This is a genomic window from Pseudomonas sp. LAIL14HWK12:I10, assembly GCF_900184205.1.
In the GTDB taxonomy this organism is placed as follows: domain Bacteria; phylum Pseudomonadota; class Gammaproteobacteria; order Pseudomonadales; family Pseudomonadaceae; genus Aquipseudomonas; species Aquipseudomonas kermanshahensis.
In genome coordinates this window covers 293,133-308,480 of the sequence record NZ_FXWU01000007.1, presented here as the reverse complement: position 1 = coordinate 308,480, position 15,348 = coordinate 293,133, and the positions used below count along the sequence as shown (strand labels likewise).

Here is a 15,348-nt window from a genome sequence, read left to right as displayed (position 1 = left end):
GCGGTTTACTCGCCGCGGATGTACTGCTCCAGCTGCAGGATCAGGTTGGCCTGTTCGGCGATGGTTTCCTTCACCAGGTCGCCAATCGACAACAGGCCCAGCAGTTCGCCATTACTGACCACCGGCAGGTGACGCAGGTGCAGGTTGGTCATCTGGTTCATGCAATATTCCAGATTGTGCTTGGGTTCCACGGTAATCACCGGGGCGCTCATGATCTCGCGTACCGGCGTTGCCGCTGACGAACGGCCTTTGAGCACCAGCTTGCGGGCATAATCCCGCTCACTGACGATGCCGATCACCTGGTTGTTCTCCACCACGGGCAGCGCACCGATATTTTTCTCCGCCAGCAGTTTAAGGGCGTCCAGTACCGAGTCGTCCGGGCCGATGGTGTAAACGGTCTGGTGCTTCGACTTGGTCTTGAGGATTTGTTCGACGTTTTTCATACGGGCCTCTGCGGGTGGAAAAAGCGCTGTCTCAATGTAAATAAAGCATCCGGCACGGCGCTCTGCACGGCAATGCAGGAAACGGCATGGAGGCGATTGAAAAACGTCATGGTTGAATCGATTGTGTACCAAGCACTCCGGCAAGCCGTGTATCCGGCGCTGGAGATGCTTACCTGGGTGGGGCAAAATCCCCGGTAATCTGTGACAATGCATGTCAAGTTGCCATCATCCAGACCTGTTTCGGCAAGGAGCCGCAATGCAAAGCATGTTTCGCCTCACAGCGCTCAGTTGCGCCTTCATCACCGCTGCCGGTTGCAGCAGCCAACAGATCGACAATATTTCCAAGAGCGTTAAAGACATTGGCAGGGACTACGGCATGCCCGTGCTCTGTGGTGTCGGGGTTGTCGCCGGGGGCGCTGCCGGTTATGCCCTTAAAGGCAAGGACGGCATCTTGCCGGGCGTTGCAGTCGGCGGCACGTTGGGGTGCATCGCCGGTTATGTCTGGCAGTCGCGCTTGCAGGAGCTTGACCGCATCGCCAAGGAAGAGAACCTGAAGATCACCACCGAGAAGTTGACCGTTGCCTCGGCTGCGGTGGTGACCGCCGTCCCTGAACAGGCGGGCCTGGTGACCCAGATCGAAGACACCGGGATGTTCGCCACTGGCTCCGACCAACTGACCCCCAACGGCCAGCGCGCCGTGGCCAAGCTGGCGCAGATGTATGCCAAGCCGGCCGCCACCGACAAGCAGGCCGCCGCCAAGGAGGCGCAGGCACGTCGCTTGTTGATCGTTGGCCACAGCGATGCCGTGGGCAATGCCGATTTCAACCAGAAGCTGTCCGAGCGCCGCGCCAAGACCGTGGGCAAGGTCATGCTGCAGGCCGGCATCCCGGCCAGTGCCATCTATTACCAAGGCGCCGGGGCATCGCGCCCGATTGCCGATAACAGCGACCCGTTGCTGCGTGGCCAGAACCGCCGTGTGGAAATCGTCGAGCTGGCCAACGAACAGGCCCTGGTAATGCGCGCCCAGGCAGAAGCGGGCAACACCCGCTACCTGCACTACGGCACCTCGACCGCTGCCAAACCTCGGCAGGCGACCACTACCGCACACGCGAGCAGCAAGCCTGCCGCGAGCAAGCCGACCACGGCACAGCGTACGCCTGCCACGGCCAGCAGTACCGCCAGCGCAACCACCAGTACCAGCAGCACCAGCACCAGCACCAGCACCAGCACCGCGAAGGCTGTTGCAGCTGTGCGTCCGCAGGTCGATTTCGCCGGTACCCCCGTGGCCAACTACAGCTGGACCATGGCGCAGAGCATCAAGCCGAAACAGAGTGGCTTCACGCTGATCAGCAGCGCATACGCCGCGCAGATGCCGATGTCCAGCTGCGAGGCCGACCGCCCACGCAATGCCGGCGAAGTGCTGAGCATGGTCAACGACCAACCTTTGCAGCGCCGCGCCACCAAGGACTACCTGCCGGGTTACAACAACCGGGTCTGGGCCAACCTGGTCAACGGGCACCTGGTGACCGTGTCGCCAGTATCGATCTTGCGTGAGAACGCCATGGTCGACCGCCAGCCGATCCTGCAGTTGGTCGAAGACTACAAACAGCCCACGCAGCACAAACCACGCACCATGAAGGCCGTGGCCAACACCTATGAAGGCGAAAGCGAAGTGCTCTACCGGGTCTTCGCCAGTGATGCCCAGGCATCGATTTCGTGCATGGACATCGTATTCAGCAAAGGCAACGCCGAGGTCAGCCAAGGTGCCTTGTTCTATGCCGCCGGCAGTGACGCGTTCGTCGCTTCCTACAAGCCGATCCCGGCTACCAAATAACCCCAGTCAAGGACGTCCTGAATGGAAGACTTTTCGCTCGCTGCACTTAAATCACTGATTCTCGCCAATCAGTTGCTCTCTGCCGGCCTGCTTTCGTTGCTGATCACTGCGGTGATCGTGCGTAACTATTGGGAAGAGGTTTCCTACTTCCTGACCCGTGTCTGGCACAGCTTCCCCTTGATCGGTACGGTCGCGCGCCTGTCGCGCAAGCCGGCTTCGGTCGACGCTGAAGGCTGGATCAACCACGAAGTCACCCTGTCGAACGTGTACAACAAGAAGTTCAAGCTCTACGCCAAGGACGCGAACGCCTACAGTGCCTACCTGGACTACCTGTCCAAGGCCGGTGAGGCCGGCCGTTCTGCACGGCCGTGGTGGGTGTTGGCGGTTGTCCTGTTGCTGGTGGTGATCGAGGCCATGGGGTTTGCCTATGTGGTCGCCGGCTGGGTCAACATGGACGCGTCGACCAATGACCGTCACTGGCTGACGGCATTCGTGGCGATTCTGCTGGCCGTTGCGTCGGCGTTTCTGGCCGAGGCTGCCGGGCACGCGGTGCACCACAACAGCCTGGTCGCTCGCGCCCGCCATTGGTGGCAGGGTGAAGAGCCTTCCAAGCGTTCGCGCTCGCTGAAAGCCAACAAAGCCATCAACCTGGAAGACTCCTTCAGCGACTCGGACAAGCCTGACTACGAGCAGTTGCTGGCCCGTGTGAAGGACGTGAACGCCAACGTCACGCGCAAGTTCTTCTGGTTGATCACCTGCGGTGCGTTCGTGGTGGCCATGGCCATTGGTGCCTTCCTCATCCGTTCGGCCACCCTGGACAGCATCGAGACCGAGATGGTCAACGGCATGCGTGCCGAAGCGTCCACGCAAAGCAGCACCGCGGGCTCGCCGTTCGACCTGCCAGCAGAATCCCAGGCCATCAACGATGAAGCGGATAACGCCACCATCGACGACAAGATGCAGGCGATCCGCAAGGCCAGCCTAACGACCTACGTGATGCTGTCGCTGATCTACGTGGCGATCCAGGGCATCAGCCTGTGGCTGGCCAGCCGCTACTTCTTCGCCGGTACGCACTCGCACACCGCCTGGCAGCGTACGCACAAGTACGCCACCTCCGAAGAAATGCTCGATGCGATGGACCAGAAGCGTTCGGCCATCGCCAGCCATGCCGATGACAAGCTGCGCCGCTTGCAGACCTTGTTGTCCAGCCGTGATCACACCGATGCCAATGTGCTGACTGCACTGGATGGGGAAAACACCGCCCGCCGCAATTTCTTGAGCTTCGTCGAACACAAGGCTGACAAAGTATCGGAGCAGCCAGAGAAGCCAGCCCGGACGATTGAAACCGTTGCGCCAGCACCCGCGGCTGTAGCCGTCGCTGTCGCCGCGATGCCGGTCGAGCCTGCGCCTGCCGTAGCCCCTGTTGCCCCTGCTGCTGCAGTGGCCGAGCCGGTCGCTATCAAGGCCTCCGAGTTCCACGATGTGACTGGCCTGCCGGAAGAAAGCCTGGCCGCCGCCAGCCGTGCGCTGAATGTCAGCGAGGCGCAACTGCGCGACATCCGCGAGCAACAGCAAGCACTCAAGGCCCTTGGCCTGTTCCCTGCGAAGAAGGAGGGCATGCTGTCATGAGGCTTGCCAAGGCCCTGATCCTGGCGCTGGCGCTGCCGTGTGCAGCGCTGGCCGCCGAACGCAACGATCTGCAGAGCTGCTACACGCGCAACGGCCTGGCAGACATCAAGCCTGCAGGTTCCGGCCGCGAGCTGGTGGTGATCATCGATCAGACCATCCCGATGCCAGAAGACTTGCAGCGCAGCGCCTGGGGCCAGATCGACCGGTTCGTGCAGCCGGGCGATCGCGTCAGGCTCTATACCTTCTCGGCGTTCCTGCCGGGTGAGTATCAGCGCCTGGTGTATGCCGGCGAGCTGGACACGCCGTTGCAGGGAGAGGTTCGCGACGATGTGAACATGCGCAAGCTGCGTGGCCTGGACCAGTGCCTGGCGACCCAGAAAAAGGCGTTTCAGACCGGTTTCGGCGGGCTGTTCGTGAAGGGCCTGCGCGAGGCGCGTCAGGACATCCCCAAGAGCGAAATCATGAACACCCTGCGCCGTGTCGGTGAAGACATGGGCAAAGAGCAGGGTATCCAGGAGCGGGTGGTGTACCTGATTTCGGACATGCTCGAGCATTCCGACTACACCAGCTTCTACGCGGCCAACCAGATCAAGCAGCTGAACGTTGGCAACGAGCTGAAGCTTGCGCAGAGCAAGGGGCTGTACGCCGACCTGCAAGGCGCCCGGGTGTATGTGTCTGGCGCTGGGCTGGTCACCGACGCGGTGAAGCATGCCTACCGCTCTGGCAAGACCATGGATGCGCTGAACGACTTCTGGGCGCAGTACTTGAATGCGTCCAACGCAACGTTGGAAGGCTTTGGCACGCCTAGCCTGAGTACCGACCTTCGATAACCCGGCCTTCCGAGTAATACGCACCCTTGTAGGAGCAGCCTTGCGCTGCGAAGAGGCCGGTGACAACAGCGCAGATCTACTGTGTTGTCACTGGCCTCTTCGCAGCGCAAGGCTGCTCCTACAGGTGATTGCGCTACAGCTTCGGCATCTGCCCGATGCGCGCGACCATCTCGCTCACTACCTGCAGATCCAGCATGAACTGCTCCACGGTCTTGAACTCGTTGTCGTTGTGCCCGGTGTATTTCACGTCAGGCATGGCCAGGCCGAACTGCACGCCGTTGGGCAAGTCATGCACCGAGGTCGCCCCCGCCGACGTGCCAAACTCGTGCTTCATGCCCAGGTTCTCGCTGGCCACGGCAAGCAGGGCCTTGACCCACTCGCCCTCCGGGTTGCGGTACATCGGCGCGTCGAGGCTGTAGTCGAAGGCCACTGGGACGTGGCTGGTGCTCTTCCATTTATCCAGCTTGGTCGCCAGGTCATCCTTGATCACGGCAATTTCCTTGCCCTTCGGGATACGCAGGTTGACCGCCAGTTTCAGCCCCTTGTCGTCCACGCCGACAAAGGTCGGCGAGGCGGTCAGCGGCCCCATGAACGCGTCTTCAAAGCCTACGCCGAGCTTTTTGCCCAGGTAGTCCAGGCCCCAGTTGTCGCTGGCATAGCGGGCGGCGTCGGTGAACTGGTTGTGCTTGAGTGGCACCTGCTTGCCCAGGCCATTGATGAACACCAGCATGCGCGCCACCGGGTTGACCCCGGACTCTGGCTCCGAGGAGTGGGCCGAGACGCCTTTCACAGTGAGCTGCACGTTCTTGCCGACCACCTTGGCATCGATGCTGAAATCACCGCCGTTGCCCTTCACATACGCGGCACCGGCTTTGTTCAGGCTGGCTGCCAGTTCGGCAGGCTTGTCGCTGGCCAGGGTGGCGACCGACGTCGTCGGGATCTGGTTGGTGGCCAGTCCGCCGGTGAGGTGGGTGATTTCGGCGCCCTTGCCGGTGGCGGCGCGCTTGGCGAAGCTGGCCATGACCGTGCCGTAGCCTTTCTCGGCGATCACCACAGGGTAGCCGCCGTCCAGCGCCAGGTTGTAGTCGGGCGTCGGGTTGCGCTCGAAGTAGTAAGGGATCGCGTCACCGCTGGTTTCTTCGGTGGTGTCCACCAGCAGTTTGAGTTGCCGGGCCAGCGGCAGCTTTTCGTCCTTGGCCACTTTCAGCGCATACAGCGCCACGACGATGCCGTTCTTGTCGTCTTCGGTGCCGCGGCCATACATGCGGTCACCCACCAGCGTGACCTTGAAGGGGTCGAGGCGAGTGCCATCGTCCAGCTTCCAGTTGTCCGGGTTGACCGGCACCACGTCGGCGTGGGCATGGATGCCGACCACCTCTTTGCCTTCGCCCAGGGTGATTTCGTAGACCCGGTTGTCGATATTGCGGAACGTCAGGCCAAAGCCTTCGGCCAGGGCTTTGATCTTGTCCGCGATCTTCAGGAACTCGGGGTTCTCGTGCTGCGGTACGCCATCGACGCTGAAGGTGGGGATGGCCACCAGTTCGCGCAGGGTCTCGGTGGCGGCCTTGCCGTACTTGATACGGGTATACAGGCCCAGCAGGCGGTTGATTTCGTTCTGTTGCTCGTCGGCCAGCGGCTTGTTGGCCAAGTACGCGCTCAGCGTCTCGCCGAGGTTGTCGGCCTTGGCCAGGTCGCTGCCGTTGAGCTTGCCGATGAACTGTTTGAAGTCCGCCAGTTCTGTGCCGTCGTAGGCCTTGATGATGGCCGCGGATTGTTGCTGGGAGAGGTTGGCCTGGGCCGGTACGCTGAACAGGCCGATGCTGGCCAGCAGCAGTGAGGTAGCGGTGAGTTTTTTCAGGTACATGGGCGCGCGCATTCCTTCGCGAGTCATTGTTGGGGGTACCCGTTCGAAAAACGGGAAGGTGCCCACGCTAACACCAATGCTCTGCAGTACGGGAGTACCAGAAACGCGACATGTCGCACAAACGAAAAAGCCCCGGGAAAAATCCCAGGGCTTTCGAAGATGGCGCACTCGGCGGGATTCGAACCCACGACCCCTGCCTTCGGAGGGCAGTACTCTATCCAGCTGAGCTACGAGTGCAACGCGCACGCATGATACCCATCTGTTTCGGTTGCGTCCATCGCCTTGATCTGTAGCTGTTTTTACCCGCGCTTTGGGCATAACGCCTGTAGGAGCAGCCTTGTGCTGCGAAGAGGCCAGTGGCAGCAACGCAGACGTGTGCTGTTATCGCCGGCCTCTTCGCAGCACAAGGCTGCTCCTACCGGCCATCAGAGTGCGATCAGCTCGGGCCGCAGCCCTTCTACTCGGCGAACCACGGGTGGTAGGTAACCGCCGGCACCGGTGATTTGGTGCAGCACCTTCTCGCGCAGCCCATGCAGCGCCACGCCTGTGCGCAGGCGCGGGTGTGGCAGGTCGATTTCGACCACCGACTTGATCCGCCCCGGGCGCGGTTCCAGCACGACCACCCGGTCGGCCAGGTAGGTGGCCTCTTCCGCATCGTGGGTCACCAGCAGGGTGGTGATACCCGCACGTTCACGAATGGCCAGCAGTTCATCCTGCAGTTGCTGGCGGGTCAGCGCATCGAGCGCGCCGAAGGGCTCGTCAAGCAACAGGATCCGTGGGCTGGCCACCAGCCCGCGGGCGATTGCCACGCGCTGGGCCATGCCGCCGGAAAGCTGGTGCGGGTAAGCCGACTCGAACCCGCTAAGGCCGACCAGCAGCACAAATTCATGCACGCGCCGGGCGCGCTCACCCTGGGTCAGCTGTTCGTTGACCAGCCCCAGGGCGATATTCTGTTCCACCGTCAGCCAGGGGAACAGGCGGTGTTCCTGAAACACGATGCCGCGTTCGCCACCGATGCCACTGACCGCGCGCCCGTCGACGCGGATGCTGCCGCTGTAGTCGGTGTCGAGCCCCACCAGCAGGCGCAGCAGGGTGGATTTGCCACAGCCGGACGCACCGACGATGGCGATGAATTCGCCTTCATTGATCGACAGGTTGAAATCGTGAATGGCCTCCAACGGTTGGCCATCGACGCGGAATACCTTACCGACCCCCTCGAAGCTGACCAATGGCGGGGTGACGTCGGGTTGATTGGCCGCAGGCAGGTGCGAGGTATTGAAGGCGTTCATGCGGTTCTCCAGCGCGTGGCGCGCGATTCGAGGCGTTGTCCGAGGGTACCGAGCAGGGCGCCGACCAGGCCGATCAGGACCATGGCGGCCATCACCTGGTCCATGCGGAACAGCTGTTGGGCGCCGATCATCAGGCTGGCAATGCCGCCGTCAGAAGGCATGAAGTATTCCGCGCCGATGGTGCCCAGCCAGGCGTAGATCAGCGACAGGCGCAGGCCGGCGAAAATCGCCGGGGCAGCGCCGGGCAGCACCAACCGGCGCAAGCGTTGCCACAGGCTCAGGCGCAAGGTGCGGGCGGCCTCGCCCAGTTGAGGCGACAGCCCGGCGATACCGCGCTGGGTGGCGATCAGCAACGGGAAGAACGCCGCCAGGGCCACGAACACAGTCTTGGCGCCTTCGCCCAGGCCGAACCAGGCCGTAAGCAGAGGCACCCAGGCAAACAGCGCCACTTGGCGCACGGCCGTCAGGCTCGGGCCGAACACGCGCTCGGCGCGTTGCGAAAGCCCCAGCAGCAGGCCAACCAGCAAACCCGCGCCACCGCCCAGCACCAGGCCGGTCAAGGTGCGTTGCAGGCTCAGCAGCAACGCCTGTGGCAGCGTGCCGTCCGCCAGCCCGCTGAACAGGGTGTGCAGCACGCCCAGCGGTGACGTGAGGATGTTCTGGTCGACCCAGCCAACGTTGCTGGTGAACTGCCACAGTGCCAGCAGCGCAATTGGCAGCAGTAGGCTTTGCCAACCTTTTGGGATCGGGCCGCGCTGCTGCTCGCCGGTTGCGGGTTGCGGCCAGAACAGCAGGCGTTTCTCCAGGCGCGAGAAGCCTTGCTCCATGAGCGCCCCAACCAGGCCGATCACCAGGATGCAGAGCAGCACCAGGTCGAGCATGAACAACTGCCTGCCCCACACCATCAGGTAGCCGATGCCCTCGCTGGAGGCCAGCAGCTCCACGGCCAGCAACGACGTCCAGCCGGTAGCCAGGGCCAGGCGTACGCCCGTGAGGAAGGCGGGCAGGGCGGCGGGCAACAGCAGCCGCAGGAACAACAGGTGACGGGGCAAGCGCAACGCCGCTGCAGCTTCACGCAGCTTGGGTTGGGCATCGCGCACACCGACCAGGGTGTGCAGGGTGACCGGCACCACCACGGCTTTGACCAGCACCACCAGCTTCAGCAACTCGCCGATGCCGAAAAACAGCATGAACAGCGGTATCCAGGCCAGGGTGGGAATTTGCGCCAGCGCGACGAAGGTGGGCAGCACCAGCGTCTGTGCCCGCCGCGACGACCCCAGCCAGGTGCCCAGCAGCAACCCGCTGACAATCCCGACCGCCAAGCCCCAGAACAGCCGCTGCACACTTATCCACAGGTGCCCCCAAAGCTCCCCGGAGCCAAACTCCAGCGCGCTCTCCCACACCCGCGAAGGCGCCGGCAAAATCTGCTCGCTCATCCAGTGTTGCTGGCTGGCGACCACCCACAACACCGCGATCAACACCGGCAATACCCAAGAAAGGTACGCAGCCCTCGTGTAGGCGCTGCCTTGCGTCGCGAAAGGGCCGCGAAGCGGCCCCCGAAGCCACCCCCAACTCCTGTTCAGAATTCCATTCATCGGCATCTCTCGAACGAAGCGTTGTTATCTTATGCACTAATGGAATTAAAAATTCATAAGTGCGCATTTCAAGAGATAAGAGCATGCAACCCTTGCATGCGCAAACCCCTTACCGTTGCGTTTTCCTCATATTTTCCATGCGTTCCCCGCAAGCCCCCCGCAGGCCCGCATAGCGCCTGATTTATGCTTTCTGGTTACTAAAAAATGAAGTTTTGATCTTTGGAGGTTCTAACCAGACCTGCCTAGCTTCTGGCCAAAGCGCCGGCCTTCGTCGGTGGCAGCCTGCCAAGGAGCCTTGCCATGAAAACCCCACTACGCCACCTGATCACCGCCCTTGGGCTGGTCTTCACCCTCAACGCCCACGCTGCCGAGTCAGCCAAGCCAGCGAGCATCCGCATCGCCGTGCCCGACTTGAGCGCTGGCAGCAAACACAGCGCCGGGGGCGTGGTCGATGTGCTGCGCGACCAGCAATTGCTGGAGAAGGAATTTGCCAAGGACGGCATCCGCATCGATTGGCACTTCTTCAAGGGCGCAGGGCCGGTGGTGAACGAGGCCCTGGCCAATGGCCAGGCCGACTTTGCCTACCTGGGGGACCTGGCTGCGATCGTCGGCAAGGCCAATGGCTTGGATACGCGCGTGCTGTCGGCCGGCGTGCGCGGGGTGAAAAGCTACCTGGGGGTGGTGCCGGGGTCCGGCATCAAGACCCTGCACGACCTCAAGGGCAAGCGTGTGGCGGTGTTCCGCGGCACTGCCAACCAGCTGTCGTTCGCCAGCGCGCTGGCCAGCCAGGGGCTGTCCGAGCGTGACCTGAAGGTGATCAACCTCGACTTCAACGCTGCCAACGCCGCAATCGCCGCCAAGCAGATCGATGCCACCTGGGGCCTGTCGAACCTGCTGGCGCTGCGTGAACGCGGGCTGGTCGAACTGCCCGTCAATTCCCGCGACCTGCAAGGCGCCGGCAGCACCCAAGCGGTCTTGCTGGGCACCGGCGAATTCATCCGCCAGCACCCAGACCTGGTGCAGCGCCTGGTCAATGCCCAGGAGCAGGCTACCGCGTGGCTGCGTGACGAACACAACCGCGACGCCTATGTCGACCTGGTGGCAAACAACGCCAGCTGGCCGCGCAGCATCCTCAGCGATGACTTGGCCAAGGAAAACCTCGCGCATTACTTCGACCCACGCCTGGACGCTGATTTTCTGGCCCAACTGCAGCAGGGCGTCGACTTGGCCGCCAAAGAGCGCCTGATCCGCCGTGGCTTCCAGGTTGCCGACTGGGTCGAACCACGCTTTCTCGACACCGCACTGCAACAGCAGCAGGCCGTCCAGGCCGCCCGCTAACCCTTTGAACCGACAATAACCGCAAGGACCACGACCATGAGCAATGCCGCCCTGGCCACCGCGCCACTCGCCCTTGAACTCGACATCCATCCGGTTGCCGGCCGTATCGGCGCCGAGATCCGCGGGTTGAAGCTTTCTGCCGACCTGGATGCCGCCACGATCGATGCCATACAGGCGGCCTTGGTCGAGCACAAAGTGATCTTCTTCCGTGGCCAGACCCACCTGGACGACCAAAGCCAGGAAGGCTTCGCCAAGTTGCTGGGCGAACCGGTCGCCCACCCCACCGTACCGGTGGTCGATGGCACCAGCTACCTGCTGCAGCTCGATGGTGCCGAAGGCCAGCGGGCCAACTCCTGGCACACCGACGTGACCTTCGTCGATGCCTACCCTAAGGCGTCCATCCTGCGCAGCGTGGTGGCGCCGGCGTCTGGTGGGGATACCGTGTGGGCCAATACCGCAGCGGCCTACCAGGAGCTGCCCGAGCCACTGCGCGAGCTGGCCGACAAGTTGTGGGCGGTGCACAGCAACGAATACGACTACGCGTCCCTCAAGCCTGACGTCGACCCGGCCAAGTTGGAGCGTTATCGCCAGGTGTTCACCTCGACGGTGTACGAGACCGAGCATCCGGTCGTGCGCGTGCACCCGGTCAGCGGTGAGCGGGCGCTGCAGTTGGGGCACTTCGTGAAGCGCATCAAGGGTTATTCGCTGGCCGATTCGCAGCACCTGTTCGCCGTGCTGCAGGGGCATGTCACGCGCTTGGAAAATACCGTGCGCTGGCGCTGGGAAGCGGGGGATGTGGCGATCTGGGATAACCGCGCGACGCAGCATTATGCGGTGGATGACTATGGCACCCAGCCGCGTGTGGTTCGGCGGGTGACGTTGGCGGGTGAGGTGCCGGTGGGGGTGGATGGGCAACTGAGCCGCACAACCCGTAAAGGCTAAGTACTGCCCAGTCTGTGGGAGCAGCCTTGTGCTGCGAAGAGGCCGGTGCTGCCAGGCTCATTGCGTTTGGCATGCGCCGGCCTCTTCGCAGCACAAGGCTGCTCACACACAGCGGGCGGTAGGGTTGTTCATAGGTCGGTATCACAGGCAATCAACTGCCTGACCAACCCCTGCGCCAACGGCGACAACCCATACCCCACCCGGCTCACCACCCCATAGCGGGTATAAAACGCTTCTTCGTGCTCCGGCGCCAAGTCCGAAAGCTTCAGCGCCACCAGCCCCCCGTCACGTTGATACGGCCGCAGGTTGGCATTGCAGGCAATGCCGATGGTGTCCGAATGCATCACCACATTCAGCAACGCATAGCCATGTTCGCATTCCACCGTGGGCAGAAAGTCCTGCCGCCCGCTGAGGTCGCTGAGGACCTTGCGGATGTTCGGCGGGCGAAAGGTGGTGGCCAATGGGTATTCGAACAGGTCCCGCGCCTGCACTGCTTGCCGCGTGGTCAGCGGGTGACCAGCGCGGCAGCAGAAGTGCCAGCGCTGCGGCGCCAGCTTGTGCACGCGGTAATCCGGGTCTGACTCGAACTGGCGCGTGTCGGCGACGAAAAACTCGATCTCTTCGGCGATCAGCTTGCGGTTCAACGCCTGCCAGTTATCCACCTGAAAACACGTGCGCGCCGCTGGGTATTCGGCGACGAAGCGCGCCACTGCCCGTGGCACCAAGCCCCCCGCTGGCGCAGGGCCGGAGCCGAAGCGCACCACGCCGGTGGTAGCGCCGTTGAACTGGTGAATTTCATTGACCAGGTTGTGCGCCCCGTGCACCAGCCGCCGTGAATGCTCCAACACCAGCAAACCCTGGCGGGTGGGGGCCAGCTCTTTGCTGGCGCGGTCCACCAGGCGGCAGCCGATGTTGTGCTCGAGGGTCTGGATGCTGCGGCTGAAGGCCGATTGCGACAGGTTCACCGCAGCGGCCGCGGCCACGAAACTGCGGTGCTCGACCAGGGCAATGTAATGGCGCAGCTGACGGAGATCGATATGCATTTTCTACATTAAAACCTTCGGTCAAATGCAATTGCTGATAAGGGTGAGTCCCCTTATAAAGGCTGTTACTTATTCCACTAAATATGAATTACAAATATTTATATCACTTAAAAGAATATAAGCCCGACTGACCGCGATTCGGTTCCGCCAACGGAAATGCTCGCTCAGGGCCCATGCCCCAAGGAGCATCAGCATGTCCCGAGTTTCCCGTTGGCCTGCGCGCGCATCGCGCTTCACCCTGCAACCCTTGGCCGCTGGCGTGTTGCTGGCGGCATCCACTGGCAGCTTTGCCGAAGCGCCTGTCAGCACAGCCCCTGCCGTGGAGCAGGAGGCCAAGCTTGGCACCGTTACCGTCAACGCCCGCCGTCGCGAAGAAACCGCACAAAGCGTGCCCACGCCGATCAGCGTGCTGAACAGCGAAACCCTGGAAACCCAGCGCATCTACCGCGTGCAGGATTTGCAACAGTTGGTGCCCAGCACCAACGTCGCCTATGTGCATGCCCGTCAATCGAGCATCTCGATCCGTGGCCTGGGCAACAACCCGGCCAGCGATGGCCTGGAAGGCAGCGTCGGCATCTACCTGGACAACGTCTACCTCGGTCGCCCCGGCATGGCCGTGTTCGACCTGCTGGATGTCGAGCAACTGGAGGTGCTGCGCGGCCCGCAAGGCACGCTGTTCGGCAAGAACACCACCGCCGGTGTGCTCAACATCACCACGCGCAAGCCGACCTTCCACCGCGAGGGCAGCGTTCAGCAGTCGATTGGTGAAGATGGCTACCTGCAGACCCAGGGCAGCTTCTCCGGGCCAATCAGTGACACCCTGGCCGGGCGCATCAGTGCCTACCGCACCGAAGACGATGGCTACGTGAAGAACATCCACAACGGTGACGACCTCAACGGCGGCAAGCGCCAGGGCTTTCGTACCCAATTGCTGTTCAAGCCCAGCGAAACCTTCAACCTGCGCTGGATCGGCGAGTACAACGAAGAAGATTCCAACAACGGCATCCTCAGCTTGTACAGCACCGGCCCGACCATCAACGGCGTCAACCGCTACGAGAGCCTGGCAGCGCAGGCCGGCGCGACGCTGGTGTCGGGCAAGGACCGCAAGGTCAATTTCGATGCCGATCAGCAGGTGACGGTGTTCCAGGGTGGCACTTCGGTCGAGGCCAACTGGACCTTGCCCAACGACTTCACCCTCACCTCGATCACCGCCTACCGCTGGTGGGACTTTACCCCGCGCAACGACGATGGCCTCAACGTGCCGGTGTTCTACAGCGCTGGTGTGTCGGTGCGCGACAAGCAGTATTCGCAGGAGATTCGCCTGGCTTCGCCGACCGGTGGCGCCTTCGACTATGTGGTGGGCGCGTACTACTTCAAGCAGGACCTGGACAATAAGTCCTTCACCTATTACGGCCCTCAGGCAGACATCTGGAACATCACCCCGGCCGGCGCCCTGAACAACGTCAACACCCTCGGTGATGGCCACATCGACACCGACAGCTATGCGCTGTTCGCCCAGGGCACCTGGCACCTTACCGACCGCCTGGACTTCACCGCCGGTGTGCGCGGCACTTACGAGGAGAAAAGCGCCTGGGTGACCCGTGATGCGCCTACGGGTGGCGCGGCGGTCACCGGCGCCGCAGCGGCGGCGCGCCAGGGCAGGGTGGGTGCCTACGACTCGGGGGATCTCAACCAGTACAGCTTCAGCCCCTCTGGCCTGCTGGGCCTGAGTTACCGCTTCAACGACCAGATACTGGGTTATGCCACCCTGACCCATGGCGAGAAATCCGGGGGTATCAACCTTACCGTCGGCGCCGCGCCGCGCTTGGGCACTGACTCGCTGCTGGTCGGCACCGAGCGGGTCAACAACGCCGAAATCGGGGTCAAGAGCACGCTGCTGGATGATCGCCTGCAGCTCAACGCCAACCTGTTCTGGGCCGAAGTGCATGGCTACCAGGCCAACGTGTATGACGAGGCTAACCGCGTGCAGTACCTGGCCAACGCGGGGCGTGTGCGTTCGCGTGGCCTGGAGTTCGAGGCCACGGCACTGCCGGTGCGCGGCCTCACGGTCAACTTCAACGGCTCGTGGAACGACGTGCGCTACACCGAGTACGACGATGCGCCATGCCCGCCCGAAGTCAGCCTGGCCAATGCCACCGCCACCTGCGACCTGTCGGGCCATCAGGTGGTCGGTGCCTCCAAGTACATCGCCAACCTCAACGCCCAGTACAAGTGGCAGCTGGCCGAGCGCGTCGAGCCCTACGTCACCGCCAGCTACGCCTTCCGTTCCAAGGCGGTGGGCACCATCGACGACTCTGACTTCGGCCAGATCCCCAGCTATGCGCTGGTCAACCTCTCCACCGGCGTACGCCTGGACCAGGGCGACGGCGTGCTCGACCTGTCGCTGTGGGTGAAAAACGCCGGCGACAAAACCTACTTCACCAGCCTGTGGAACTCCGCCAACGGTGGCTATGCCGGGGTACTCGGCACCCCTCGCACCTTCGGCGCTACCGCCCGTTACGACTTCTGAGCACAAGGAGC

General features: G+C 62.7%; 11 protein-coding genes and 1 tRNA gene. 6 read left to right on the top strand and 6 right to left on the bottom strand.

The genetic code is table 11. The features are described 5' to 3' along the window. Window positions 1-5 precede the first annotated feature (5 nt). The gene (locus QOS90_RS17870) at window positions 6-443 is read right to left on the bottom strand and encodes a CBS domain-containing protein (protein WP_085273889.1); all 438 of its coding nucleotides are present in this window, start codon (window positions 441-443) and stop codon (window positions 6-8) included. A 256-nt stretch (window positions 444-699) separates the two neighbouring features. Here QOS90_RS17870 and QOS90_RS17865 point away from each other — a divergent pair, with 256 nt between their 5' ends. Genes QOS90_RS17865 through QOS90_RS17855 form a run of 3 tightly spaced genes read left to right on the top strand, consistent with a single transcriptional unit; the run spans window position 700 to window position 4,736 of the window. Beyond that, entirely contained in the window at window positions 700-2,277 is a 1,578-nt protein-coding gene (locus tag QOS90_RS17865; protein ID WP_085273888.1) for an OmpA family protein, read from the top strand. A gap of 21 nt (window positions 2,278-2,298) precedes the next feature. Then, complete coding sequence (locus tag QOS90_RS17860; RefSeq protein WP_085273887.1) at window positions 2,299-3,906, top strand: hypothetical protein; 1,608 nt, start codon at window positions 2,299-2,301, stop codon at window positions 3,904-3,906. Continuing rightward, window positions 3,903-4,736: a hypothetical protein gene (locus QOS90_RS17855; protein ID WP_027595145.1), complete on the top strand. Its 834-nt coding sequence runs from the start codon at window positions 3,903-3,905 to the stop codon at window positions 4,734-4,736. The genes QOS90_RS17860 and QOS90_RS17855 overlap by 4 nt, the downstream gene beginning before the upstream one ends. Window positions 4,737-4,869: 133 nt before the next feature. Here QOS90_RS17855 and QOS90_RS17850 read toward each other — a convergent pair whose 3' ends face one another. The 4 genes from QOS90_RS17850 to QOS90_RS17835 form a co-directional block, all read right to left on the bottom strand. Beyond that, complete coding sequence (locus QOS90_RS17850) at window positions 4,870-6,600, bottom strand: dipeptidase (RefSeq protein WP_159455785.1); 1,731 nt, start codon at window positions 6,598-6,600, stop codon at window positions 4,870-4,872. Between the two features lie 160 nt (window positions 6,601-6,760). After that, window positions 6,761-6,837: transfer RNA gene (locus tag QOS90_RS17845), tRNA-Arg, on the bottom strand. A gap of 188 nt (window positions 6,838-7,025) precedes the next feature. Then, on the bottom strand, window positions 7,026-7,889 hold the full coding sequence (locus QOS90_RS17840; RefSeq protein WP_050580764.1) for an ABC transporter ATP-binding protein: 864 nt from the start codon (window positions 7,887-7,889) through the stop codon (window positions 7,026-7,028). Continuing rightward, entirely contained in the window at window positions 7,886-9,484 is a 1,599-nt protein-coding gene (locus tag QOS90_RS17835; protein WP_256577499.1) for an ABC transporter permease, read from the bottom strand. Before QOS90_RS17835 ends, QOS90_RS17840 begins: the two co-directional genes overlap by 4 nt. Before the next feature lie 300 nt (window positions 9,485-9,784). Here QOS90_RS17835 and QOS90_RS17830 point away from each other — a divergent pair, with 300 nt between their 5' ends. Beyond that, entirely contained in the window at window positions 9,785-10,822 is a 1,038-nt protein-coding gene (locus tag QOS90_RS17830; RefSeq protein WP_027595149.1) for an ABC transporter substrate-binding protein, read from the top strand. A gap of 36 nt (window positions 10,823-10,858) precedes the next feature. Then, the gene (locus QOS90_RS17825) at window positions 10,859-11,764 is read left to right on the top strand and encodes a TauD/TfdA dioxygenase family protein (RefSeq protein ID WP_027595150.1); all 906 of its coding nucleotides are present in this window, start codon (window positions 10,859-10,861) and stop codon (window positions 11,762-11,764) included. 128 nt (window positions 11,765-11,892) lie between these two features. Here the strand turns inward: QOS90_RS17825 and QOS90_RS17820 are convergent, their stop codons facing one another. After that, window positions 11,893-12,807, bottom strand: a complete 915-nt coding sequence (locus tag QOS90_RS17820) for a LysR family transcriptional regulator (protein WP_027595151.1) — start codon at window positions 12,805-12,807, stop codon at window positions 11,893-11,895. A gap of 193 nt (window positions 12,808-13,000) precedes the next feature. On the opposite strand from QOS90_RS17820, the gene QOS90_RS17815 reads away from it, so the two are divergent. Beyond that, window positions 13,001-15,337, top strand: a complete 2,337-nt coding sequence (locus tag QOS90_RS17815; protein WP_085273885.1) for a TonB-dependent receptor — start codon at window positions 13,001-13,003, stop codon at window positions 15,335-15,337. Window positions 15,338-15,348 lie beyond the last annotated feature (11 nt).

Excerpts from the sequence above, each read along its gene's own strand:
- QOS90_RS17840 (WP_050580764.1), bottom strand. The coding sequence starts at position 7,889 with ATGAACGCCTTCAATACCTCGCACCTGCCTGCGGCCAATCAACCCGAC.
- QOS90_RS17815 (WP_085273885.1), top strand. The coding sequence starts at position 13,001 with ATGTCCCGAGTTTCCCGTTGGCCTGCGCGCGCATCGCGCTTCACCCTG.
- QOS90_RS17820 (WP_027595151.1), bottom strand. The coding sequence starts at position 12,807 with ATGCATATCGATCTCCGTCAGCTGCGCCATTACATTGCCCTGGTCGAG.
- QOS90_RS17870 (WP_085273889.1), bottom strand. The coding sequence starts at position 443 with ATGAAAAACGTCGAACAAATCCTCAAGACCAAGTCGAAGCACCAGACC.
- QOS90_RS17850 (WP_159455785.1), bottom strand. The coding sequence starts at position 6,600 with ATGTACCTGAAAAAACTCACCGCTACCTCACTGCTGCTGGCCAGCATC.
- QOS90_RS17865 (WP_085273888.1), top strand. The coding sequence starts at position 700 with ATGCAAAGCATGTTTCGCCTCACAGCGCTCAGTTGCGCCTTCATCACC.
- QOS90_RS17835 (WP_256577499.1), bottom strand. The coding sequence starts at position 9,484 with ATGAATGGAATTCTGAACAGGAGTTGGGGGTGGCTTCGGGGGCCGCTT.
- QOS90_RS17855 (WP_027595145.1), top strand. The coding sequence starts at position 3,903 with ATGAGGCTTGCCAAGGCCCTGATCCTGGCGCTGGCGCTGCCGTGTGCA.
- QOS90_RS17825 (WP_027595150.1), top strand. The coding sequence starts at position 10,859 with ATGAGCAATGCCGCCCTGGCCACCGCGCCACTCGCCCTTGAACTCGAC.
- QOS90_RS17860 (WP_085273887.1), top strand. The coding sequence starts at position 2,299 with ATGGAAGACTTTTCGCTCGCTGCACTTAAATCACTGATTCTCGCCAAT.
- QOS90_RS17830 (WP_027595149.1), top strand. The coding sequence starts at position 9,785 with ATGAAAACCCCACTACGCCACCTGATCACCGCCCTTGGGCTGGTCTTC.